We start from the raw sequence: 22,127 nt of genomic DNA on the forward strand, positions 1-22,127 counted from the left end.
GAACTGAATGCCATTTTTGATGAGTTGAGCATGATAATGGGAATTAGGGCAGGGGAGCAGCAGGGCGAGGGAGCTTCAGGTGTAGCGTATATTGTGTGGCGTAATGTGTAGCGCAATTGAGATCGACGCGATCGCATCTCGTTAGAATATGAAAGTAAGGATAAATACTTAGGCGACACTTCAACTTAGAGCCTGTGATGATTGCAAGTATGACGAGGTGAGAATCATGTCTCCCTTCATTTGGTTACCGTTGCTGATTGGCGGATCGGGATTGGGTGTCTTAGTTGCCAAGCGCAGCCTTGATCAGCAGAACGTGCAGCAAACCTGGCAGTCGCTCCGGATACCGCCGCTGCCGGAGCGATTTAGCGAGCAGCAAATTCAAGACCTACCCGAACCTGTTCAGCGCTATTTCCGACATGCGATCGCACCTGGCACTCTTCTAGCCAGAGCGATTGAACTAGAAATGCACGGCCAGTTTCGTTTACAGGCTGATGCACCGTGGATGGCAATGGCAGCGCAGCAAATTCTGACCCCGTGGCAGGGTTTAGTCTGGCAGGCCAGTGTGAAAAATGGACTGATTCGCTTTTCCGGAGCGGACATCTGTGATGTGCTGCAGCAATCTGGGCGAATACAGTTTTTCCTGTGGGGACTCGTTCCAGTCGCACAGGCCAGTAGTGCCGATACGCTGCGTTCAGCACTGGGACGCTTAGCGCTAGAGTCGGTGTGGCTGCCCACCGCGTTGCTGCCTCAGTTTGGCGTGCAATGGCAAGCGATTGACGATTCAACCATCCAAGCCAGTTGGATGCTGCTGGATGAGCCAATTACAATCACCCTTCAAATTGATGCTCAAGGTCGAGTGCAACAGGCCCACATGCTGCGCTGGAGCGACCAAAAACGCGATGATCTCAACACCAGCGAAACTATCAGGCCTCAACCCTCAACTCCTAATGCCCAACCGACTCCTTCACGAACCGCCAACTCCAAATTCGATTACGTTCCCTTCTGCATGCGAGCTAGCGAAGAATCCACCATCGAAGGATTAACGATTCCCACCCAGCTAGCCGTGTCTTACTATCCCCATACACCCCAAGAGTTTGAGTTTTTCCGGGCTACGGTTGTTGCATCGGCTGATCCGCTTCCGCCCCAGCCGACATCAGCGGCGTCAGCGGCTCGCCTACGTCAAACGTCATCAGTTTGAGATGATCCGGATTGATCGTGAGTTCTCTCGCCAGCAGATAGCCAGCGATGCTCCAGATTTGGTTCTTGCGCGATTCCTTACCGATCAGCCGACCGTCCGGGCCATCGTAATATTCTGGCCACTGATCTTCTAACAAACGGCGTTCGGCAATTGCGATCGCATGATAAGCCAGTTCGCCCCGCTTCATTTTCAGCGCCGCTGCCGTCAGCAGCCACAGCAGCATCGGCCAGTTGCCGCCATTGTGATACGACCAAGGCCGATTCTTCGGGTCAGCCCCGGTCACAATTCGCCATTCCAAATCCACCATCGCCGGATAGCACAGCTTCATCGGCATGTGACCGACCAAATCATCCCAGCGCAGCTCAATCAAATTCAAAATTCGATGGCACTGCCGCTGATCTGCCAGCGACGACATAATGGCCAGCAAATTCCCGATGGCAAAAAAACGCGTATCTAACTGAGACGGGCCAAGATTTCCGGCCAAATATCCACCTGCGTCTGGAATCCACTTCGCCAGGTGATAAAACGGAATCGAATCGGGATAAATATTGAACTCATTCAGCGCTTCTTCACCGTACTCTTCCACATGAAAACGGTAAATAATATTCAGCCGCTCCGGGTCGAGCCAGTAGTGATCGTGCAGTTCCCGCACCAGGGGATCAATTCGGCTCTTCACCGCCAGAATCAGTGGCTCATTTTGCTCATCATCCGGCACCAGCAGTTCCAAACTGGCTCGTAAAGCCGCGTGAAATAGCGACTGAATATCCAGCGGATGACCGTATGTCCCCATCCGGCGGTCGATCATGCTAGCTCCGTCCGGCACCAGCAGCATCGGATAGGTGTCGAACCGAGTGCCCAGACAGAGCTGGAGAATCAGCCGAATACACTCCTGCACATCCCGCTGCCGCACAAAATCCAGATCGCCAGTTGCGATCGCATAGGCCCGCAGCAGAAAAATCCACCATAATCCCGAATCTGCCGGAGCCACCCGTCCAATCGCGTGATCGCCAAAGTCGGCCACTAGATACTCATGATTATCGCTGGCCTGAATCTTGAAGCTAGCGGGCATCAGCCCTCGACTGGGTCGAGTGCAGTCAAGCTGGAGCGTTTTGGGCTGGAGGCGCAGCGTTTCTTCTAAAAAATTGCGGACAATTTGCGATCGCCCTTTCACCAAAAAGACCAGCGCAGGAGCCACAAAGTCTCGCACAAAACACTGGTCATAGTTCAGTGCTAATGCCTCTGAATCAAGCGCCGCAACCGTGCCAACCGGCTGCCCTTGATAATGCATAATTGACTGTTCAAGAATATTCCAAGCCTGTTCTTCCAGGATTAATGACCGTTCGCTCAATGCTCCAACCTCATTGTGTTTGTCGTAGCGGGGTTTATCGTAGCGGGAAAAAGTATATGCCGTATGACGTTTACCAACACGTTTAAGTTTTCAACACTTGTTTGGGTATAGGAGGACTTCCCATTTCAATAAGCTGTCTAGTAACAAAATGATTGATACGAACAAAAACTAAAGAATGCCAAGACCGCTGATACTGTTGTTTGCTAATTGGTATTGAGGTACTCCCATTTTGCACCTTGAAAATTGAAAATCCAAAGAGGTTATTTGGCTGCCACATCGCGACAACAAAATCGATCTTCTGGATGTTGGCCTAGGATATGAGGGTAAGTCCATTTAGCAAGTGCTGTGCATTGCAGGGCAGCTTGCCGTCATACTGTCGCTTTCGGCACAATTACCGCCACCCATAAGATGCAACCGTTAATTTATTATTGCTCGGTTCACTGTGTTGAGAATAAACCTTTCTCTGCGAATTTGCTGTAACTTTGCACAATTACAGTTCAAGAGGAATTAGCTTCATTGAACGAAAAATTATTTTTGATCGAATAGTTGCTGTTGTATAAAATTAATCAACAATTTTGTAATATTTTCAAATAAATCAAGTTGAGGTTGAACGTGTAGGAGTTCGATCTACAAAACTTAGCTTTTGATATTAATGAGATTGTGTGGGGAAGAAGTCACATTAATTCAAAATTATTCCAACAAGAACAATTGCCGAGCTTCGACTTCTACTGCATGAGGAGGATGAGCGTGGTCTGATGTACCTTCTGTGACTCGTTTGGTGTACCACCAGTTACGGACTTCTGCCGACAAAGGCTGCGTGTATACCGTCATCACGACGCATTCGGCAGTTTCCGCTTGGCCGATAATCTCGACGCTGTAGGATGGATGGCGACGCGTTGCCATATCCACCACAAAGCGTCGGCCAATGCGCCGCCAGCTCGGTTCTTTGCCTCGCCACTGCAATCGACAGCAGGGCCAGGGGAGTTGTTCGCGGTCAAACAATCGGCAGCAGGGACCAATCACCCGATAGGTAAAGTGGCAACCTGGGCTCTGAAACAGATGGCCGGTTGACCAGGGGTGGGAAGCCGAACTCGATGTAGAACTTGGTGCAGTTATCATCAGAACTATAAGGCAACGGCGATAGGCTTATGCCTGTGATTTTAAGAAGGATAGGCGCTAATGGAAAACATTAATTACGATATTGACAAGCGTAAAATACTCTCTGCCGTAAGTCACGGCTCCATCTTCTTCAGCCAGTTATTGCTTTCTGCCGGAGTCCCCGTTGCGGTCATGCTCCTCTCAGATGATCCAGTGGTAAAGGAAAACTCCCGCGAAGCCCTTAACTTTCACCTGAATGTTTGGGTCTACAGCATCATTTTTGGCATCTTGACCTGGGTTTTGATTGGTTGGCCATTATTGGGAATCTTGTTCATCGCGCAGCTGATTCTGCCAATTCTAGCGATTGTCAAGAGTATCACGGAACCCAATAGCGTTTACAAGTACCCCTTCATTTTCCGCGTACTGTAGGCGATTCGGAGAGAATTAGCTGATTTTTAGCTAATTCTTTTTTGAAAAATAACGCCGTTGTCGCCGCATTGCGGCGACAACGGCGTTATTTGATGCTTAATTTAGGTCACCAGATGGTGATCAATGGCATAACGGACAAGTTCAGCTCGATTACTGGTCTCGGTTTTGCGAAGCAGGCTACTGACGTATTTTTCGACGGTGCGGGGACTTAAATGTAAGCCATCGCCAATTTGGGCATTGGATAATCCATCTGAAAGTAGCGCCAGGACTTCCTGTTCTCGCGAGGTGAGATCCAACTGAGCCGCTTCTTCATCTGCGATCGCAGCTAATTCTTGAGAACTTGCCATCAGGGCTTGCTGATCGGAGAGCGGCATTTGGCTGATCCAAGCCGCTTGGATCAGTTGCGATCGCTCTAACAAGTTACGGACGACTGCACCTAATTCGTCTAAATCAAACGGTTTGGGCAGGTAGGCATCACAGCCAATTTGGTAAGCGCGAATCCGTTCCTCCGTGTTGGTACGTGCCGTGAGAAAGATAACAGGCAGTAGGCGGAAAAACGGTTTTTGTCGAACTTGCCGCACGAGTTCGTAGCCATCCATGTGCGGCATCGTGATGTCCGTAATCATTAGGTGCGGCTGATGTTCCGTTACCATACCCAGTGCTTCCCGACCATCCTGAGCGCTGATAACGAGGTATCCGGACAGCTCAAGATAGTCGGTGATCGCGATTCGGGTTCCCAAATCGTCATCTGCGACAAGAATGGTTAAGGGCATACAGTGTAGGCTAGCCTCTGAACATTTTGAACCCCATTTATGCTGGTCATACTGGGCTGTTGCGACCGAGTACCAGCGTTCAACAAGGGTTTAATTGAGATTGTTACATGATTGATTCTGTAACGCTCTCTATCATTTAGCTTAAAGAACGCAATCCAGCAATGGGAAATAACTTCAATCAAATTAACGATGGACAGCCCTTTACAAGATCCTGACGGTTGACGAGATAGACAGAGCCCAGACGACAAATCATTCACTAAGTGCTACCACTGAATGATGAAGGTTTCGGCATATAGAGTACCCAAGTTGGTTGGCGATCCAACACAATGCCCATCACTTGATTTACGCCAGACTAACCTGAAGTGAACTGGGATCACCCGGATTGCCATCAAGCGTCACGCCCCGCTCATTGGCTGCTAAGTGGCGGATCGTCAAATACACCGATTCAACCTGATCGGTAGCATTCGCTTTGGCCGCAAGTGTGGCCAGAGGCAGAGGTTCCTTTGACTGCCGCAGAACTGTCATGATCTGTCGCTGAAGGTCGAGCACCGATGCCGCCGCTTTTTTACCCGCTTCAACTCCGGGTTGGTGATAAGCATTGACATTGACCAGGAAGCCGTATAGACCGACAGCTCGTTCATAGAGGGCAATTAGCGCGCCAATTTGCCGCTCATTTACTTCGGGAATGGTGATGGTAATCGAATCACGAGCATTCTCGTAGAGCGCCCGCCGTGTTCCCTGTAGCAGGCCCGAAAGGTAGTCGCCGCTGGTGACACCGTCTTCAACTTCAATGGATTTACCGTTGCGATCGCGCAATACTTCGATAAAGGTCAGGAAGAAATTGGGCACCCCTTCCCGCAACTGCTGCACGTAGGCGTGCTGGTCGGTACTGCCCTTATTGCCGTAGACCGCGATGCCTTGATGCACGGTGTTGCCATCTAGATCTTTTTCTTTACCGAGGGATTCCATCACCAACTGCTGCAAATAGCGGCTCAGCAGGATCAAATTATCTTTGTAGGGCAGCAGCACCATGTCTTTCTCGCCTTTGCCGCCCGTGGCGTAGTACCAGGACAGCGCCAGCAGCGCAGCTGGATTGCGCTTCAGGTCATGCACGCGGGTTAGGGCATCCATTTGCTTTGCCCCTGCCAGCATGGCCCGGATGTCGATGCCCTGCAAAGCCGCAGGTAAGAGTCCGACCGCCGACAGTTCCGACGTGCGGCCTCCTACCCAATCGTGCATCGGGAACGTAGCTAGCCAGCCTTGAGATTTGGCAATTTGCTCTAGCTTGCTGCCGATGCCAGTAGTTGCGATCGCATGACGGGCAAAGTCTAAACCCGCTCGCTGGTAGGCTGCCTGCACTTCCAACATGCCGTTGCGGGTTTCTGGCGTACCGCCCGATTTGGAAATCGTGATCACCAGCGTTTTCGACAGCCGATCTTTGATGGACTCTAGCGTCTGGTCAATGCCAGCCGGATCGGTGTTGTCAATGAAGTGGATCTGCATCGGTGCATTCTGTGGCCCCAATGCCTGAGCGACAAACTGAGGGCCAAGGGCCGAACCACCAATCCCAATCGATAGAATATCCGTGAATTTGCCGCCTTGGGGGGGGAAATGACGCCGCTGTGGATCTTCTGGACAAAGCTCTCGATTCGCTCCAGGGTGTCAACGATGTCGTGCTTTAGCTCGTCATTAGGTGCTAGATCGGCATCGCGCAGCCAATAGTGGCCCACCATCCGGTCTTCATCTGGATTTGCGATCGCACCTGCTTCCAAAGCATCCATATCCTTGAACGCTTGTGCCAACTTTGGACTCAGTTGTTGTACAAAATCATCATCAAACCGCATGCGGCTGATATCGACATAGAGATTCAGGGTCTCGTCGTAGTAGAGCCAGTCTTGATAGCGTTGCCAGAGCGTCGCAGCATCCATAAAACGGTGATCCTAGGAAAACGTTCGTTCAAAATCGTATCGGATTTTTCCTTCAAATCCGACAAAAAATGCCAAAATCCACTGTTGGATTGGATTGACTTACACCTTGCACCTTGCCCATTAAGAACCCAGATTTTCTGGTCGCCGCGCGATCTCAGAATGCCCTTTGGTTTTTCCAGTGCAAAATGTGACTTTGACTAAAGTTTAGAGAATAGTGTCCCAGACTTTCCTCGAACCATAGGGGAATTTAAGAATCGGAAGAGTAATGAGAGATACGAGGGACGCCGCACAATAGGATAGAATCGCCTCATTGCGCGTCCAGCGTCCAGCCACAGGTGAGGGGAATCTCGGCAAGATTGTCTTCAACCTAACTGGATACCTGCGAGTTTGGACAAATATCCTGTTGTCTCATTCCATTGTTCATGGCCATTGCTCATGGAAGGCTATATTGTCTCACTGATTATCTTTACGGCTACCTTTGCCCTGTTTGCGCTGGGACTAAACCTCCAGTGGGGCTTTACCGGGCTGATTAACTTTGGCCATGTGGCGTTTATGACCGTTGGTGCTTATGCCACAGCGCTTTTGAGCCTCAACGGCGTGCCAATCGTGATTGCGATCGCAGTTGGCGTTATCCTGGCTGCCCTGCTCGGTTTACTGATCGGCATTTCCACCCTGCGGCTGCGAGAAGACTATTTGGCGATTGTCACCATCGGCGTGGCCGAAATCATTCGCCTCGTCGTCCTCAACGAAGAAGAAATTACCCGTGGCCCGTTTGGGGTGCAGCGCTACCCCATTCCGCTAGAAGGCATTGAGCCAAGCTGGTTCGTCCGCGTCATCATGATTGGGCTATTAACCATTGTCGTCGGACTGGGCCTCTGGAACCTGTGGCGCTGGATCGGTAAGCGGCTGCGGCAAACACCGACAGCTGCGATCGCACAAAGCGGCATTGCAGTTTTAGTCTATTTAGCCACGCTGGGACTATTGCTGTATGGTGTCTCTCGCGGCGTTCAGGCCATGCTAGAAGGTGCAGATAGTACCTTACAAACTCAGCTTGCCTTACTGCTCCTGCTGGTCGGCGTTGCTGTCGTTGGCGGCATTTACGCCTGGATTGCCGCCCAGCTACCCAAGCGTGTCCCAGCCTGGAACACGGGTTTATCACTGATTAGCATTTTGGCGATCTCCGGCTTTGGCCTCTGGGTCTACAGCTTGGCCGCTTCTGCGCTGTATAACTACACGCGCAATCCGGTTAAAACGGGACTCATGCTGATCTCTGTATTGCTGGTCGCGCTGGTATTCTGGCGGCTAGAGTGGTTAGTGAAATCGCCTTGGGGACGGGTACTCAAATCGATTCGCGAAGACGAGGAAGTCGCTAAAGCGCTGGGTAAGAACGTGTTTTGGTACAAACTCCAGTCGCTGATGCTGGGCGGCATTATTGCAGGACTCGCGGGTTCCCTCTACGCTTGGCAGCTGACAACGATTTATCCCGATAATTTCCAGCCGCTGACCACCTTTAACGCCTGGATTATCGTTGTCCTGGGTGGAGCAGGCAGCAATCCAGGTACGTTGCTGGGTGCGACGATCTTCTGGGCCTATGATACGCTGACGCGGTTTTATATCGGTGACCTGATTCCTCCCAGTGCCGCTGACATCCTAGGAGCCTATCGCGTGATGATCATCGGTCTGATCCTGATGGTGCTGATGATTTTGCGACCGCAGGGTATCTTGGGCAATAAGGACGAGCTATCGCTGAATCGATAAATTGTTACTAAGTAGTTGAGCATAATTAAATATAAAATCTACAAACCCTGCGCCGCCCGCGCAGCGGGCGGCGCAGGGTTTGAAATCTGTTTTTTAATTATGTCTAATTACTTACAGAAAATGTGTAGATAGGGTAGACGTTACGTAGGGGCGAATGGCCATTCGCCTATACAGAGATTTCTAACCGATTAGACCAACCCAACCAATCAAGGGAATTTTCGACAAAATACTGGACAATGGCAGACACCCATACCCAACCTTCCAATTCTCAGCCCGATATTCAATCTGCGCCGCTGCTGCTTCAGGCCACCAATTTGAGCAAAAGCTTTGGCGGCATTCGCGCCGTCGATCAGGCCACAATTGAAGTACCCCAAGGCAGCATTACGGGCTTGATTGGGCCAAATGGGGCGGGCAAAACGACGCTGTTTAATCTGCTGTCCAACTTTATTCAGCCGGATTCGGGTACGGTGCTCTTTGACGGTAGGCAAATTCAAAACCTGCAGTCCCATCAAATTGCCCAAAAGGGCATGGTACGCACCTTCCAAGTGGCGCGGGTGCTGTCGCGTATGTCGGTGCTGGAAAACATGCTGCTGGCGGCGCAACACCAGGCAGGCGAGCATTTCTGGACAGCCATGTTCCAGCCCAACAAAATTTTGGCCGAAGAGCGCCAACTGCGCGATCGCGCCCAAGAAATTCTAGAATCTGTCGGTCTAGCTCACATGGCCCAAAACTATGCAGGCGCACTCTCTGGCGGGCAGCGCAAGCTGCTGGAAATTGCGCGGGCGCTGATGGTGCAGCCCAAGCTGATTTTGCTGGATGAACCCGCCGCCGGAGTCAACCCCACCCTAATTAAGCAAATTTGCGAACACATTGTTGAGTGGAATCGTCAGGGCCTAACGTTCTTAGTGATCGAGCACAATATGGATGTGATCATGTCATTGTGCGATCGCGTTTGGGTGCTGGCAGAAGGTCGCAACCTAGCCGATGGCACACCAACCGAAATTCAAAATAACCAAGAAGTACTGGAAGCGTATCTGGGCCAGTAGAATTCTCACAATTATCGATGGTTAACTTGATGAGCGGCTCGCAGATATTGGGCCGCGTGAGATTGCTCGAACTCGCGCCAGCAGGTATACGTCAGCTTAATTTGATGATCATTTCGAGATGCGATCGCATTGGTAAAACAGGATGACCAGTCTTGCTGATGTGTCGGAGCATCCTGATTATCCGGATTGAGAAGCAACCCTGTACTGAGATAGGCAACCAAGATTGCCTGCCAGTGATATCGCAGCGCCAATTCTGGATTGGATTGGTACGGCAAAATGACCCGAAATGCGTGTGTACTCGTTACGGCATGGAGCAGCGTAAAATCACCCGTTTGCAGATAAGCGGCAATACAAAGCTGCCGGATATCGTCTAAACATAGCTGTTCAGGCTGATAAATCGCTGATTGGAAGGTGCTGAGTTCTTTAATTTCATTCATCCGGTCAACAATAATGCCCGGCTGAAATTGATGCTCGGCTCCAATTGGCCCCAGACGAACCGCAATATCGATAATGGATTCGCTGGTCGTTTGCCCCACAGAACCCAGAGGCTGAAACTCAGCAGCCCAATAAGCCAGCGCAATGGCAATTTCGGAATCAAGATCGGCCTCAACCGCATATGCCAGTCGAATTAGCGCATGAAAAGCAGAAGCCGCAACCCCCGGCATTAAAAGCGGCAACCATTCCTGTAAAACCGCTGATTTGCCTGATTTCGCGATTTCCTGATGAAAAAAGGCAGAAAAATCATTGAAGCGATCGCGATTGCCGAGATGTTCTGTGGCTACAAAGTCCTGTGTAAATCTGCTTTTTTCTGAATTAACACCCTGAAGCTTCGAGATATAGGCGCGGTAATACTGAGTCAGAGCTGTGTCGTCTGCTCCCATTTGCTGCATTGCAATCAGAACCATCGGCAGGTGATTGGCCAAGCGATCGCCATAGAGCGGATGAAAACTAGACGCTTGCTGAATTAAGCTGCGACAATGCTGACCGATATCCATAGGCCTACTCCAACTTAACCGCCGCTGACGGGTGGAATTAGAACCACCTCATCTCCATTGTGCAAAACGGTATCTGGTTCAGCAAACTGTAAGTTGACGCCAAACCGAGTGATTTTTCGTAGATTGTCTAATTCGGGATGTTCTGTGAGAATGCGATCGCACACTTGCATAACCGTCGTCCCCGGCGGCAGTTCCATCTGCAGCTCAGGCATCCCATACGCCTCCTGATAAGCCGCAAACAGCTTAACCATAACCGTAATCGTTGACTCACTCATCTAAATCTATTAATCCTTCACCTGATCGCTTTACTCCTCACGCCTCACACTCTCACGCCCTAGACCTACCCCACCGTAGACCGATCCACTTTAGATGAAGCCACTTTCCCCCGCTTTTGCTGAATCGCTTGCCGAAAACCGAGGACGACCAAAATATTCGATAGCGTTAAGAAAACCTCAGCCCCACCGTGCAGCCAGTCCACATTAGCCAACTGCTCACCAAAGGCAACCTGAGCATAAATCCCCGCCGGAATCGTAACAGCGACGAACACGAGCGTTCCATAAAATCCAATCAGCGCCAGTCGCGGCGTCTGACCCGACCGCGTCAGAAACCAGAGAAACCCCAGATAGGGAAACAGCGATAGGGCAAATAAGCTTTCTTTACTTAGCATTGTTATATTGTTCTCTGCATCAAAACCAATTTAATGGTTGAGTAAAAGGTTGGCATCGCGACCTTTTACTCAACCATTAAATTGAGTTACATCAACGGTGGAATCGTCAGGCCCTTCAGTGCCTGCTGCTGCTGGGCTGCGCTCAAGCCTTTACTTTGCACCAAAACGCCAAAATTCCCTAGTCCCATCGGATTCATTAAATCATGTAGGGCTTGCCGTCGCCGTAAAAGTTCGCGTAGGGAGTAGGTGTCGGTTTCATCCATGTTGGACAAATTGGCAATCCGATCGCCTAGACCCAATGCCATCAAAAACATGGCTTGCTGAGTCGTGCCCACGGTGTGTAAACCGCAGCGCTCGCCCTGATTTTCTAGCGCGGTGAAGTCCACATGAGCCGTAATATCCTGCTGACCAACGTAAATGTAGGGATCGTCGTGGTGGCTGTGCTGGTAATAGCACTGGAGCGTGCCCTGATCGCGATAGGGACTGTAGTAGCGGTCAGCAGGATAGCCATAGTCAATCGTGAGTAAATAGCCCTGCTGGATGCGATCGCACACGGTTTCGATCCAGTCCAGTGCCGCCAAATTGACCTCGCTGCGGAAGCCCTCTGGATAACGCTCAGTGGGAATCTGCACCCCAACCAGCTCAAAATACTCGCGCAGTTTCGGCGTAGAGAGTTCGCCCACAATCTCAATGAACTGCGGAATATCGGCCTCTAAATCCACCAGCGTGACGTAGATTTCCTGAAGTTCACCCTGCTTGATCGTCACCAGATGTACCGGAAAAGCATCCACCAGCTCATTGGAAAAGCAGCAGCCAACGATAGAGTTAGACGGCAGAGCCTGCCAGTCCGTCCAGCGAATCGGAAATCCCTGGTCAATGAGCCGCTTCAGTCGGCGCTGCTGGTCGGCAATCAGTCCGGCGGCTTTTTCGATAATGACGTAGTCAATGCAGGCAAAAAACTCTGGATGGCGCTCGTTGAGATACCGCAGAATATCAACCGCCAGTAAACCTTGACCTGCGCCCATTTCTACCAGCGAAAACGGCTGTGGCTGTCCCATCACCTGCCACATATCGACTAATTGCTCTGCCAGTAGCTCACCAAAATCCTTTCCTAAGTGCGGTGAGGTAAAAAAATCGCCTCCCACACCAATCTGCGCCTGATTCGTGGCGTAGTAGCCATAATCCGGATGATAGAGCGCCAAGTCCATGTAGTCTGTAAACGGAATCCGCTGATCCGCATGGTTGGCGATACGATCTGCGATCGCACGACAGAGATGTAAATGCTGATGGGTTGAAGACATGCCGCAGGTGAACAGAAATAGTAACAGAGCGATAACCATATCCATTCGCAGTGTAACGAACCTTGGGTAATGAAATGGCAGAAATTCCTACATCTTGTGCCTTAATTCGGTGTCTGCCACGCTACAATAGCCAAGCGCTACTCGGTGATTTGGGGGATCAGCCCAAATCAGACAGCTTGATCTCGATGTGGATCAACGTAAAAGCTATCTAGGGAAAGTCCGGTGCAAATCCGGCGCTGTGCCGCAGCTGTGACAGAAATGAAGGAGCGATTTGTTTTGTGCATTCTGCACAAAACAAATCGCTCCCAACTCAAGCCTTTCTGGAGTCAGAACGCCTGCCGATTGCTTAACCACTTGCTTAGCCACTTACATCCTGCGATGCACAGGTAAAGGTGATGATGGAAATTATTCAAACGCTGCGCCCGACGATGCCAATGGATTGCATCGCGACGGTGCTAGAATCTCGCTGGCTGACGCCGACGATTAAGGCGATTCGCCTGCGGTTGGATCAGCCTGATTTTTCGTTTCTGCCAGGACAGGCGATTTGGCCCAAATTTGAGCGAGAGGGTCGCCAGTTCAGCAAAATTTATTCCATGTCATCGTCGCCCTCGAACTGCCCCGAGGTAGAACTTTGCGTCTCGCGGGTGGGCTGGAGTTCGGCTTATCTGCAAGACATTCCCGTGGGCGGCACGATTGCAGCGCGTGGCCCCTACGGTCTGCTGACGCTGGATCGACCGCCCATTCGCCCTCGACTGTATTTGGCAGAAGGATCTGGGATCGCTCCGATTAAAAGTCAGCTTGACTGGCTCTACGAAACGAAATTCCCCCATCCGGTCTGGCTGATTCAAGCGAATCCGGAAACGACCGATCAGCTTCCCTATTGGGATGAGCTACAGGCTCTCAGCCAAATCTGGCCACAGTTTCAGTATGTACCCATTTTTCAGCAAACACCGGAAGACGTGCTGACGCAAGCCGAACTTGATTTGGCACAGTTTGATATTGATATCTGTGCGGTCAATCGACGCACGATTGAACTACAGCATTGTGCGATCGCACTTGGAGCCTGTCCCCAGCAGATTCGCTTTGAAACTTTTCACAGCTTCTAACTAATTCAATATTTTTTGTTGGGCAAGGCTGAGCCTTGACCCAACAAAAAATATTGAATCACACGACTAACCAGCGTAAGACAGTGCAGGCATCGCAGTTCGAATTCGATAGCCCAGCAGATAGTGAACGGCAGATAGCAAATTCTGATGAATTAAATCTGGCTGGAACTGCTCCAAATACAGGCGACTGCGGATGCCGCAGGTGAGCGAAACCGTTGGAATGTTCAATGCTTGTCCGGCCAGCACATCTGCTTCCGTATCGCCAATCATCCAGCCCAGACGCCAACCCTGACGCTGGGCATGTGCGATCGCATTTTGCAAAAGCGCTGTTTTATGATCAGCATGATTCTGATAGGCCGCCTGATCATCCTGTGCTCCAAAGATACCGCTGAATGCAGGGGCCAGTCCGGCAGCTTGAACGATGGATTCCACCTGCTGCTGCTGACGTAGCGTTACCAGAACGACCTGGATGCCGCGATTGCAGAGGTGGGAGAGCGCCCAGCGTACACCTGGCTGAATGTCATCCTGATGCAGTAGTGCAGGCCGATTGACAATCTGCTGCACTTGCTGCAAAAACAGGTCAATTTGCTCTCCCTGTAGACCGGACTGAGCTGCAATTTCAATATCGGGTGTGCGATCGCACTTCAGTTGCCAAAACTGTTCCTTCGTCAGCAGCGAAAGCTGGAGCCGTTCACCTCTAGTCAAATACTGAGCAAACGTTTCAGCTAAGCTCAGCCGATAGGTTTGGTAGTAGCGCTCCGACACATCAACGATGGGGCCATCAAAGTCGCAGAATACAACTATTCCCGGCTGTAGAAACCACTTCATCCGCTGGGAAGGTGCGTAGTGTTGCTCGTAATTAGATGCCGTAGCGAAGGTCATGGTGCTTTACCAAACTTGGCGTTTTGAAATATATCTTCAATATTAACAGCCCGTAATATAAGTTGCGACACAAATATCGTTTTTGGTGTATTAGCTTAACTTATGGTAAATCTGCTAGAACCAAAATGTGAGGCGAGAGGAGTAAGGAGTGAGGAGTCGGAAGGTATAGAAAGCAATGAAGCAGCATATTCGGTCACCCATTCATCCATTCACCCATCCACCTCAACCCTCTTACTCAACCCTCAACCCTGGAACTGCGCTGCTGTAAGACCCATGATTTTTCGTTATTCAGACAAGGGTTATACAACGAAAAATCATCACCTAATCACTACGGCAGGCCCAATGGGCTATGCTGATGTCTGTCAAATTGCAGATATGCAGACAGGATGAAATTTAGCGAACTGGTTCAATCTCTCGGCGTTGACGTGCAGCACAGCAGCCTTGCACAGGATGCCAATCTCGATCCTGAACTTCAGGGTGTGGCAGCAGTCAGTGAGGCCGTAGCGGGCACCATCAGCTATATCGAAGGGGAGAAATACGCCAAATGTGTGGGGACAACCACAGCGAGCGCTCTTATTCTGCCCCAAAATGAAGCGTTATTAACCCAGGCCACTGAACGCGGTATCGCTTGGCTGACGGTCGCCGATCCGCGTCTGATGTTTGCTCACACCATTGCCTGCTTCTACCAGCCCTATCAGCCAGAGCCAGAAATTCATCCTTCCGCAGTCATTCATCCCACAGCGACCATTGGCAAGAATGTTTACATTGGCCCTCACGCTGTGATTCAGCCCAGAGCCGTGATTGGTGATAGCGTGTGTATTCACCCCAACGTGACGGTTTATCCCGATGCCCAAATTGGCGATCGCACTGTGCTCCATGCCAACTGCGTGATTCAAGAACGCAGCCAAATCGGGGCAGACTGCGTAATTCACGCGGGTGCAGTCGTCGGTTCCGAAGGGTTCGGCTTTGTGCCCTCTCCTCAGGGACTGGTCAAGATGCACCAGTCGGGCTATGTGGTGCTGGAAGATAATGTGGAAATCGGCTGCAACACGACGATTGATCGGCCTGCGGTCGGTGAAACCCGGATTGGTCGCAATACCAAGCTGGATAACCTGGTGCAGATTGGTCACGGCTGCAAAATTGGCCAAAGCTGCGCCATGTCGTCCCTGGTGGGTTTATCCGGTCGCGTCACCATTGGTAACGGTGTCTTCATTGGTGGACAGGTTGGAGTCAGTAATGATGTGACCGTCGCCGATGGGGTGATGATCACGGCTCAATCGGGTTTACATAAGGACATTACCGAAGCGAAGTCGATTGTGTCCGGTGCGCCCGCCATGCCCAATAAAATGTGGCGCAGAGTGATCATTGCCTACACAAAGCTGCCGGAGATTTATCAGACCATGCGAGAGATGAAGCGATTTCTGGCTCAGCAATCAGCAGAGCAAAATAATAAGTAAACATACTTGCATCTCGCAGGATTTCGCACGACGCAGATCGAAAACCGGAAGAGGTGACTTGACCGCCGTGCCACAGTGGTCAGTCACCTCCTCGGTTTTTTGTGAGAATCACTATCCCTACTTTCGACAGAGCCTCAAATCCAGTCGCCCTTTTATGATGCGGAAGAGAAAAATCGAGTTGCGATCGCACCCTGCATTTGTACCCTGCAACCCTGCATATCGCAATTCACTACCGCACGTTAAGGAAAATATGACAACTGGAGTTCAAACTTCATCCACCGTCGAATGGACGAATAACAAACAAGACAGCACTCCTAAAACGCTGGTGTTCCTGCACTATTTTGGTGGAGCAGCCACGAGCTGGCAGTGGGTAGCCGAACAGCTACCGGACTATCGCTGTGTTGCCATTTACCTGCCGGGATTTGGTGGTCGAGCTGCATTCGATCAACCGTCCCTCCAAGCATATGCCGATGATGTTTGCCAGGAACTGGCTCGGCTGGAGATTGAGGACTACATTCTTATAGGCCATTCAATGGGCGGCAAAATTGCGCTGCAAATTGCAGCAAGTTGCGATCTCACGCCCTCCCAAATCATCCTCGTTGCCCCCTCACCCCCGACGCAGGAACCGATGCCTGCCGAAGAAAAAGAGCGGTTGCTCAACAATCACCCCAGCCGAGACAACGCCAAAACAACGGTTACGAATGCAACACAGCAGTCTCTTCGCTCTGATCAGCATGAACTCGCAATCCAAACCCACGTGACGGTAGACAACTCCGCTTGGCGCTGGTGGCTGCTAGACGGCATGAATCATTCCATTGCCGATCAGGTGGCAAAGACTTCTGTACCCTTGACCGTGATTGCCTCTGAAGATGACCCGGTGATTCCGTTTGACACGATTCAAAGCGATGTGCTGGATATCCTACCTGATGCCGATCTGATTACAACTCAGCAAGTGGGTCATCTCATTCCCTTGGAAGCAGCAAACTGGTTGGCGAATCAGCTACGTGCGATCGCAGCATAATAAGCCTGGTTAAAAGCCAATATCAACCAAATACGCCACAAGCTGGAGGGTTCAGAACCCTCCAGCTTGTGGCGTTAAATCGGCATCACTAGCAAGGAGAATTAGCGTGTTGCTGTCGTCAAATTCTGCCAAGCCTGCATAATGGCCTGCAAATCGTCGGGCAGTTGGCCAGCAATAGAATCATCGTATTGGGTCACGCCACCCATTGCGGTGGAAACCGTCACCGTGAACGTATCCGCAACGCTGTGAGTTGGCTGGTAGTTCAGACGATGAAAGCGATTGAGCTGGTGGGACGCGACGATATCCTGAAATTGTGCGATCGCAGCGGGCGAAACCTGAGTCAAAACAGTACGGGTTTCAGGCTGGTTGGGGCCAGCGGTGTACTGAATAACGCGACCATCTGCGAGTAGAACGGTTGCGGTATCCATACCGGCAAAGCCACCGCTCATGCTGACTCGAAAGATTTCTTCTTCAATCGGTCGCGGGAGAGAGGCATCGGGCATGATTTGAATCGTGACATCGGCTTGTTCAACACCAACGATGTCATTTAGCCGAATGTCAGTTCCATCAAAATTGGTATGGTATATCCACGTTTGAGTCTGATCGGTGATGACGACCTGCCAGCCTGAAATCGCGATCATCGTACAGGCCGTCATTGGGCTAGCCACTCCCATACAGCCGTCCCAGGTCCGAGAGGTGAAGTCAGTAATGGTGAACTGGCTGACTGGCTGATCCGTTTCGGCAGCGGCAGCTTCCAGCACCCGCGTCTCAACCATTTCTGGGAGCTGACTTGTGGCAGTTTGCTCTTCCAAGCGGATACTGTCACCTGTTTCATCTGTCCGATAAATCCACGTGCGTTGGCCATCGGTAACTTCAACTCGCCAACCCGGAACCAGTGCCTGTAAACAGCCTTCATAAGGTTGACCCAAACCCAAACAGCTATCGCTCCAGGTTTCCTGACTAGCATCAACCACCTGGACAGCGATCACATCATTCTCAGAATAAACTCGCTCGAAAATGCGATCGCGGATGCTATCCGGTAAGCCAGAGTTGACGACTTCCGGCTCTAGGCGAATTTCAGTTGCGTTGGCATTGGTGCGTACCGTCCACTCTTCATCCCCATCGGTCACAGTTACGCGCCAACCGGGAGTAACCGCTGGAGCACAGAGTTCAACCGGATTGGGAACGCCCAAACACATGTCCGGCCACTCTTCCGCACTGGAATTGGTGATGCGTAGGCGCGAAGTACCCGCTTCCCGCGCGACATACTCATAGACTCGCCGCTCAACCTGATTCGGCAAACGACCATTCGGACGATCCGAACTATTGGGGGTCTCATTAAACGTGGTTGATTCCAGCCGGATTGAATTACCGGACTCATCGGTGCGATAAATCCATGTACTGTCCCCAGCGGTCATCGTCACCCGCCACCCTGGCGTCATGACAAAGGCGCAGATTTCAGCCGGACCGCCTAAGCCTAAGCAACTATCTGACCAGGTTTCGCGCTCGGCTTCACTGACCCGCAGCCGCGACGGATTGATGTCGTATTCTGCCCGGATTCGAGCTTTAATTTGTGCTTCTAGGCTGGCTGGAATCATGCGATTGCGCTGTGACATGGGAAAGCCTCGCCCTTTAGCAATCAGCTCAGGCCGTGTCGCTGTATCTGTTAAGTGCGATCGCACAGCCGCAAAACCAGCCTGTTCACCCACACTCAATGTTAAAAAGCCGCCCAGCAGTAGCGTTGAGGCTAAGCGTTGCGATGAGCGGTAGGAACCCAAAATGTGATGCAGAGAATTACGAAGAGTCATAGATAACCCAAACCTTAATAGGAGTCCAACTGATTCACAATCAACTCCAGCGTTTAACTATCCCAACTCTATCGACTCATTCAGGATGTCAGAGTTCCGTTACCAAATCTGAGACAGACTTGAGACAGCGCTAGGCTAAAGTAGACCACTCTAGTACCGCTGCATCGACACAAAAAATATCCCTAACCGAAGTCAGGGATTATCATCCAGCAATATCTACAGACAGTCTAAGCTTGTTATCTAGGCTCGTTTCAGGTTGCGATCTAGTTACCGCACCCAAACAGACTATGCATAGACTCACTGAACCATTAGGAAGGTGTGTACTCATCTGTATGTTCTATATCTACCGCGTTCTCTGCCAAAAACGTAGATCTTTATTAAAACTAAAGATTGATACATTCGCTACAGTTTTGCTCTGCACCCGCCCCTGCGCTATCTAACGGGAACGCCATTCGTACAAAACCATTAGAGCGATGGCATTCCCCCCCTACCGAACACATGACACTAGGGCGAATGCCATTCGCCCCTACCGATTTCATTAACGGCCTAACTCCCCTACAGCTATCTAATGGGCGAATTACCATTCGCCCCTACGATTTCATTAACGGCTAACTCCTTTACAGCCTCTACAGCCCCTCACCTCTAAACGCTGAACAACACACAAAACCTCAATCTATTCATATCCACGAAATAAATTTATAAATCACAAAAACAAATCATTGGATTTAATAATCTAAAAATGAACTTATAAGACTGCATGATAGCATCAGCTTCAACAGAGAGAAGTTAGCTAAAGATAGCTAATCAAACAAGAGGCAGCCGATTGCCTAATCGACATTAGCTAGTCTGACAATTCAGGCACGTCTTGGGCAGTTAATTGTCAACCTAGACATCAACTATTACCCGGCACAAATTACAGCAAACTGTTCCACTTTATGACTTGAAGTGGGAGCAAATCCTGTCGTGTTTTTTGTGCTCGTGTGTCATGAAAGTGTCGTAGAGCTCTGTATTGAATTGGTCTGGATACACGGCTGTATCAATGACTGTATCAACAGTTGTGTCCCAGATCAGTTGTGTTCCAAATTTACTGCTGTTGTGTGAGGATTGACTGTGTTCAAGGATTTACGATTCTGTCGCTGGCAAATTGCGATCGCATATTCGTTACTAAATGTTGTATGGGCAAATGAAGCCCTCGCTAAAGACACCCAGATAGCTTATCGAGAAGAGCTAATTCCGACTCATGCGAGTCTAGATGCGTTACCGACAACTACAGCAGATAGCTTATTCGAACAACACCTTAATTCAAATGCCAATCTCAATGCCCTAAACGACCAGATCAGCATCAGAGAAGGGGGCGAAAAAGCGGCATTACCGTCTGAAGCTCGGCCACAACCGGATTCCATTTCTCAGCAACAGATTGCGGAATTGCCAGCATTGCCAGAAAGGATTGATTCGGCAATTCCTCAGCCCTCTGGATCAACAGAACCCCAAGCCACCGCGATGGAGAGTTCTCCGACTGACCCAATGGCACAGGTCACGTCAGTCTCCCAGCTTTCAGATGTTCAGCCTACGGATTGGGCATTTCAAGCCTTGCAATCTCTGGTCGAGCGTTATGGCTGCATTGCCGGATACCCAGACGGAACCTATCGGGGCGATCGCAGCTTAACTCGGTATGAGTTTGCGGCAGGTCTCAATGCTTGTTTAGATCGGATTCTCGAAATTACGGGTACGGGTGGAGTTACAGACACAGACCTCGATACTATTCGGGCACTACAAGAGCAATTCGCAGCGGAACTGGCGACCATACGGGGACGGGTAGATGCGCTGGAAACGCGAGTTGCTGAAGTTGAAGCGAATCAATTCTCAACCACCACTCAATTGAGTGGACAACTCATCTTAGGGCTGGCTGGCGCAACGGGAGCCTATCCCGGTGCCGGAGAACCTGAGGCCACACCTGGAATTCTCAGCAACACTGGCGGCATACCCAGCAATGATACTCAGGTTGGACTGAACTATCGGTTGCGTTTGAATTTGACAACTAGCTTCACCGGACAGGATCTGCTAATTACGGGCTTACAGGCTTACAATTTCCTCGGGGATCCCAATAGCATCCAGGGCACGCTGGGCTATTCCGATCCGCTCTCGCTGAACGCAAGTACAGTCCGCCTTGGGTTCGAGCCGCAGTTTCCAGGCACCAATCCTCAGACCCTGACTCCCCTCAACCCTAACGATCTGCGTCTGTACAAGCTGCTTTATGTCTTTCCCAGCTTCTTGGATGATGTCACGTTTTTTGTTGGGACAAATGCTGAAGTAACGGACGCCTTTCCCGCAGTTAGCCCCTTTGCCAATGACACACAGGGCGCGCTTTCCCGCTTTGCCCCCTACAATGCAGCAGTTCGCGTATCGGGCGGCACATCCGGAACGGGACTGGCCTCTGCGGGCGGATTTATCTGGAATATTGCCGATTCAGTCAATCTGACGGCACTCTATGGCAGTGTCAATGCACCCCTTACCAGTAACCAAGGGCTGACGGGTGGCACACCATTGGGTGCAGGCTTATTTGGTGGGAGCTATGTAGCCGCCGCCCAGCTAACCCTCACGCCATCCGATCGTCTGCAATTTGGCCTGAACTACGCCCATAGCTATCACCAGATCAATATTCTGGGTACGGGCCTAAGCAGTTCTGACATCGGTTCCATCTTGTTCGATCCCAATGCCGCCCAACTCGCAGCGGTGGGAGGAAATCCCGTCTTAGCGATCGCGAATGAAGGGATTCAGCTCAACTCGCTGGGCGCGACGCTCAACTGGCGCTTTTTAGATGACGTCTCGTTTGTGGCCTCGGGCGCTTATATTTTCGCTGATTTGGTCGATGTTGATGCAAGTACCAACTTTATCAATTGGATGGTCGGATTGCATCTGCAAGACATTTTCGATGAAGGCAGTAGTGCTGGCATTCTGTTTGGACAACCCCTGCATCGGGACAGCATCGGTGGTGTCGCATTTAACCCGGAGGACGCTGAACCTTATCACTTGGAAGGATATATTAGTTTCCGCGTATCGGATAACATCACTCTAACGCCGGGTGTATTTGCCATCTTTAATCCCGAGGGCTACAGCGGTAACGACACGGCGGTGGTGGGCGTATTGCGCACCGCATTAACCTTCTAATTTCAGCAAACCCGTACAAATATCAGCAGGGGTTGCTTAATCTGGGGATGAATTGGGATGCAGGGACACTGCTCCTACATCCCAATTCATTCCTAAAATCAGCAATGCCCAAGCAAGCTTGTAAACCCAAGTGGATGCTGTGCC

Annotated in this window: 19 protein-coding genes; 8 read left to right on the forward strand and 11 right to left on the reverse strand. The window is 50.7% G+C overall.

The window, feature by feature from the left end; genetic code table 11:
• Positions 1-226: 226 nt before the first annotated feature.
• Complete coding sequence (locus AC286M_RS18990; RefSeq protein ID WP_488205879.1) at positions 227-1,198, forward strand: DUF6544 family protein; 972 nt, start codon at positions 227-229, stop codon at positions 1,196-1,198.
• Here AC286M_RS18990 and AC286M_RS18995 read toward each other — a convergent pair.
• Complete coding sequence (locus tag AC286M_RS18995; protein ID WP_488205880.1) at positions 1,110-2,546, reverse strand: glycoside hydrolase 100 family protein; 1,437 nt, start codon at positions 2,544-2,546, stop codon at positions 1,110-1,112. The two genes, AC286M_RS18990 and AC286M_RS18995, sit on opposite strands and share 89 nt — an antisense overlap.
• Positions 2,547-3,236: 690 nt before the next feature.
• Positions 3,237-3,665 carry a DUF8632 family protein gene (locus AC286M_RS19000; RefSeq protein ID WP_488205881.1) on the reverse strand — a complete coding sequence of 143 codons (429 nt, stop codon included), beginning with the start codon at positions 3,663-3,665 and terminating at the stop codon, positions 3,237-3,239.
• A gap of 60 nt (positions 3,666-3,725) precedes the next feature.
• Here AC286M_RS19000 and AC286M_RS19005 point away from each other — a divergent pair, with 60 nt between their 5' ends.
• Complete coding sequence (locus AC286M_RS19005) at positions 3,726-4,073, forward strand: DUF4870 domain-containing protein (protein WP_488205882.1); 348 nt, start codon at positions 3,726-3,728, stop codon at positions 4,071-4,073.
• Positions 4,074-4,174: 101 nt separating this feature from the next.
• On the opposite strand, the gene AC286M_RS19010 is transcribed toward AC286M_RS19005, so the two are convergent.
• The 3 genes from AC286M_RS19010 to AC286M_RS19020 all read right to left on the reverse strand — a co-directional run bounded on the left by AC286M_RS19010 (position 4,175) and on the right by AC286M_RS19020 (position 6,774).
• Entirely contained in the window at positions 4,175-4,846 is a 672-nt protein-coding gene (locus AC286M_RS19010) for a response regulator transcription factor (protein WP_488205883.1), read from the reverse strand.
• Positions 4,847-5,188: 342 nt separating this feature from the next.
• The gene (locus tag AC286M_RS19015) at positions 5,189-6,412 is read right to left on the reverse strand and encodes a glucose-6-phosphate isomerase (RefSeq protein WP_488208852.1); all 1,224 of its coding nucleotides are present in this window, start codon (positions 6,410-6,412) and stop codon (positions 5,189-5,191) included.
• On the reverse strand, positions 6,295-6,774 hold the full coding sequence (locus AC286M_RS19020; protein ID WP_488205884.1) for a glucose-6-phosphate isomerase: 480 nt from the start codon (positions 6,772-6,774) through the stop codon (positions 6,295-6,297). The genes AC286M_RS19015 and AC286M_RS19020 overlap by 118 nt, the downstream gene beginning before the upstream one ends.
• 435 nt (positions 6,775-7,209) lie before the next feature.
• On the opposite strand from AC286M_RS19020, the gene AC286M_RS19025 reads away from it, so the two are divergent.
• Complete coding sequence (locus AC286M_RS19025; protein WP_488205885.1) at positions 7,210-8,532, forward strand: branched-chain amino acid ABC transporter permease; 1,323 nt, start codon at positions 7,210-7,212, stop codon at positions 8,530-8,532.
• Positions 8,533-8,768: 236 nt separating this feature from the next.
• Positions 8,769-9,578: an ABC transporter ATP-binding protein gene (locus AC286M_RS19030; RefSeq protein ID WP_488205886.1), complete on the forward strand. Its 810-nt coding sequence runs from the start codon at positions 8,769-8,771 to the stop codon at positions 9,576-9,578.
• 11 nt (positions 9,579-9,589) lie between these two features.
• Here the strand turns inward: AC286M_RS19030 and AC286M_RS19035 are convergent, their stop codons facing one another.
• From AC286M_RS19035 to AC286M_RS19050, 4 genes are all read right to left on the reverse strand, one after another.
• The gene (locus AC286M_RS19035; protein WP_488205887.1) at positions 9,590-10,573 is read right to left on the reverse strand and encodes a questin oxidase family protein; all 984 of its coding nucleotides are present in this window, start codon (positions 10,571-10,573) and stop codon (positions 9,590-9,592) included.
• A 14-nt stretch (positions 10,574-10,587) separates the two neighbouring features.
• Positions 10,588-10,848 (reverse strand): MoaD/ThiS family protein, encoded by a 261-nt coding sequence (locus tag AC286M_RS19040; protein WP_488205888.1) that lies wholly within the window; start codon positions 10,846-10,848, stop codon positions 10,588-10,590.
• A gap of 65 nt (positions 10,849-10,913) precedes the next feature.
• Positions 10,914-11,240, reverse strand: a complete 327-nt coding sequence (locus tag AC286M_RS19045) for a DUF3593 domain-containing protein (RefSeq protein WP_488205889.1) — start codon at positions 11,238-11,240, stop codon at positions 10,914-10,916.
• 86 nt (positions 11,241-11,326) lie between these two features.
• Positions 11,327-12,580: a class I SAM-dependent methyltransferase gene (locus AC286M_RS19050; RefSeq protein WP_488205890.1), complete on the reverse strand. Its 1,254-nt coding sequence runs from the start codon at positions 12,578-12,580 to the stop codon at positions 11,327-11,329.
• Between the two features lie 356 nt (positions 12,581-12,936).
• On the opposite strand from AC286M_RS19050, the gene AC286M_RS19055 reads away from it, so the two are divergent.
• On the forward strand, positions 12,937-13,647 hold the full coding sequence (locus AC286M_RS19055) for a ferredoxin--NADP reductase (RefSeq protein WP_488205891.1): 711 nt from the start codon (positions 12,937-12,939) through the stop codon (positions 13,645-13,647).
• A 66-nt stretch (positions 13,648-13,713) separates the two neighbouring features.
• On the opposite strand, the gene AC286M_RS19060 is transcribed toward AC286M_RS19055, so the two are convergent.
• Positions 13,714-14,529: an HAD family hydrolase gene (locus AC286M_RS19060; protein ID WP_488205892.1), complete on the reverse strand. Its 816-nt coding sequence runs from the start codon at positions 14,527-14,529 to the stop codon at positions 13,714-13,716.
• Positions 14,530-14,915: 386 nt separating this feature from the next.
• On the opposite strand from AC286M_RS19060, the gene lpxD reads away from it, so the two are divergent.
• Positions 14,916-15,986, forward strand: a complete 1,071-nt coding sequence (lpxD, locus tag AC286M_RS19065) for a UDP-3-O-(3-hydroxymyristoyl)glucosamine N-acyltransferase (RefSeq protein ID WP_488205893.1) — start codon at positions 14,916-14,918, stop codon at positions 15,984-15,986.
• 250 nt (positions 15,987-16,236) lie between these two features.
• Positions 16,237-17,007 carry an alpha/beta fold hydrolase gene (locus AC286M_RS19070; RefSeq protein WP_488205894.1) on the forward strand — a complete coding sequence of 257 codons (771 nt, stop codon included), beginning with the start codon at positions 16,237-16,239 and terminating at the stop codon, positions 17,005-17,007.
• Positions 17,008-17,108: 101 nt separating this feature from the next.
• Here the strand turns inward: AC286M_RS19070 and AC286M_RS19075 are convergent, their stop codons facing one another.
• Entirely contained in the window at positions 17,109-18,815 is a 1,707-nt protein-coding gene (locus tag AC286M_RS19075) for a DUF8738 domain-containing protein (protein WP_488205895.1), read from the reverse strand.
• A gap of 1,110 nt (positions 18,816-19,925) precedes the next feature.
• Here AC286M_RS19075 and AC286M_RS19080 point away from each other — a divergent pair.
• Positions 19,926-21,983, forward strand: coding sequence for an iron uptake porin (locus AC286M_RS19080; RefSeq protein ID WP_488205896.1), 2,058 nt, complete (start codon positions 19,926-19,928; stop codon positions 21,981-21,983).
• Positions 21,984-22,127 lie beyond the last annotated feature (144 nt).

The sequence above is a fragment of the Thainema salinarum CENA647 genome (genome assembly GCF_057732415.1).

What these genes read in the sequence shown, in the direction of transcription:
- AC286M_RS18990 (WP_488205879.1), top strand. Translation starts at nt 227, where the DNA reads ATGTCTCCCTTCATTTGGTTACCGTTGCTGATTGGCGGATCGGGATTG.
- AC286M_RS19000 (WP_488205881.1), bottom strand. Translation starts at nt 3,665, where the DNA reads ATGATAACTGCACCAAGTTCTACATCGAGTTCGGCTTCCCACCCCTGG.
- AC286M_RS19005 (WP_488205882.1), top strand. Translation starts at nt 3,726, where the DNA reads ATGGAAAACATTAATTACGATATTGACAAGCGTAAAATACTCTCTGCC.
- AC286M_RS19010 (WP_488205883.1), bottom strand. Translation starts at nt 4,846, where the DNA reads ATGCCCTTAACCATTCTTGTCGCAGATGACGATTTGGGAACCCGAATC.
- AC286M_RS19020 (WP_488205884.1), bottom strand. Translation starts at nt 6,774, where the DNA reads ATGGATGCTGCGACGCTCTGGCAACGCTATCAAGACTGGCTCTACTAC.
- AC286M_RS19025 (WP_488205885.1), top strand. Translation starts at nt 7,210, where the DNA reads ATGGAAGGCTATATTGTCTCACTGATTATCTTTACGGCTACCTTTGCC.
- AC286M_RS19030 (WP_488205886.1), top strand. Translation starts at nt 8,769, where the DNA reads ATGGCAGACACCCATACCCAACCTTCCAATTCTCAGCCCGATATTCAA.
- AC286M_RS19035 (WP_488205887.1), bottom strand. Translation starts at nt 10,573, where the DNA reads ATGGATATCGGTCAGCATTGTCGCAGCTTAATTCAGCAAGCGTCTAGT.
- AC286M_RS19040 (WP_488205888.1), bottom strand. Translation starts at nt 10,848, where the DNA reads ATGAGTGAGTCAACGATTACGGTTATGGTTAAGCTGTTTGCGGCTTAT.
- AC286M_RS19045 (WP_488205889.1), bottom strand. Translation starts at nt 11,240, where the DNA reads ATGCTAAGTAAAGAAAGCTTATTTGCCCTATCGCTGTTTCCCTATCTG.
- AC286M_RS19050 (WP_488205890.1), bottom strand. Translation starts at nt 12,580, where the DNA reads ATGGTTATCGCTCTGTTACTATTTCTGTTCACCTGCGGCATGTCTTCA.
- AC286M_RS19055 (WP_488205891.1), top strand. Translation starts at nt 12,937, where the DNA reads ATGATGGAAATTATTCAAACGCTGCGCCCGACGATGCCAATGGATTGC.
- AC286M_RS19060 (WP_488205892.1), bottom strand. Translation starts at nt 14,529, where the DNA reads ATGACCTTCGCTACGGCATCTAATTACGAGCAACACTACGCACCTTCC.
- lpxD (WP_488205893.1), top strand. Translation starts at nt 14,916, where the DNA reads ATGAAATTTAGCGAACTGGTTCAATCTCTCGGCGTTGACGTGCAGCAC.
- AC286M_RS19070 (WP_488205894.1), top strand. Translation starts at nt 16,237, where the DNA reads ATGACAACTGGAGTTCAAACTTCATCCACCGTCGAATGGACGAATAAC.
- AC286M_RS19075 (WP_488205895.1), bottom strand. Translation starts at nt 18,815, where the DNA reads ATGACTCTTCGTAATTCTCTGCATCACATTTTGGGTTCCTACCGCTCA.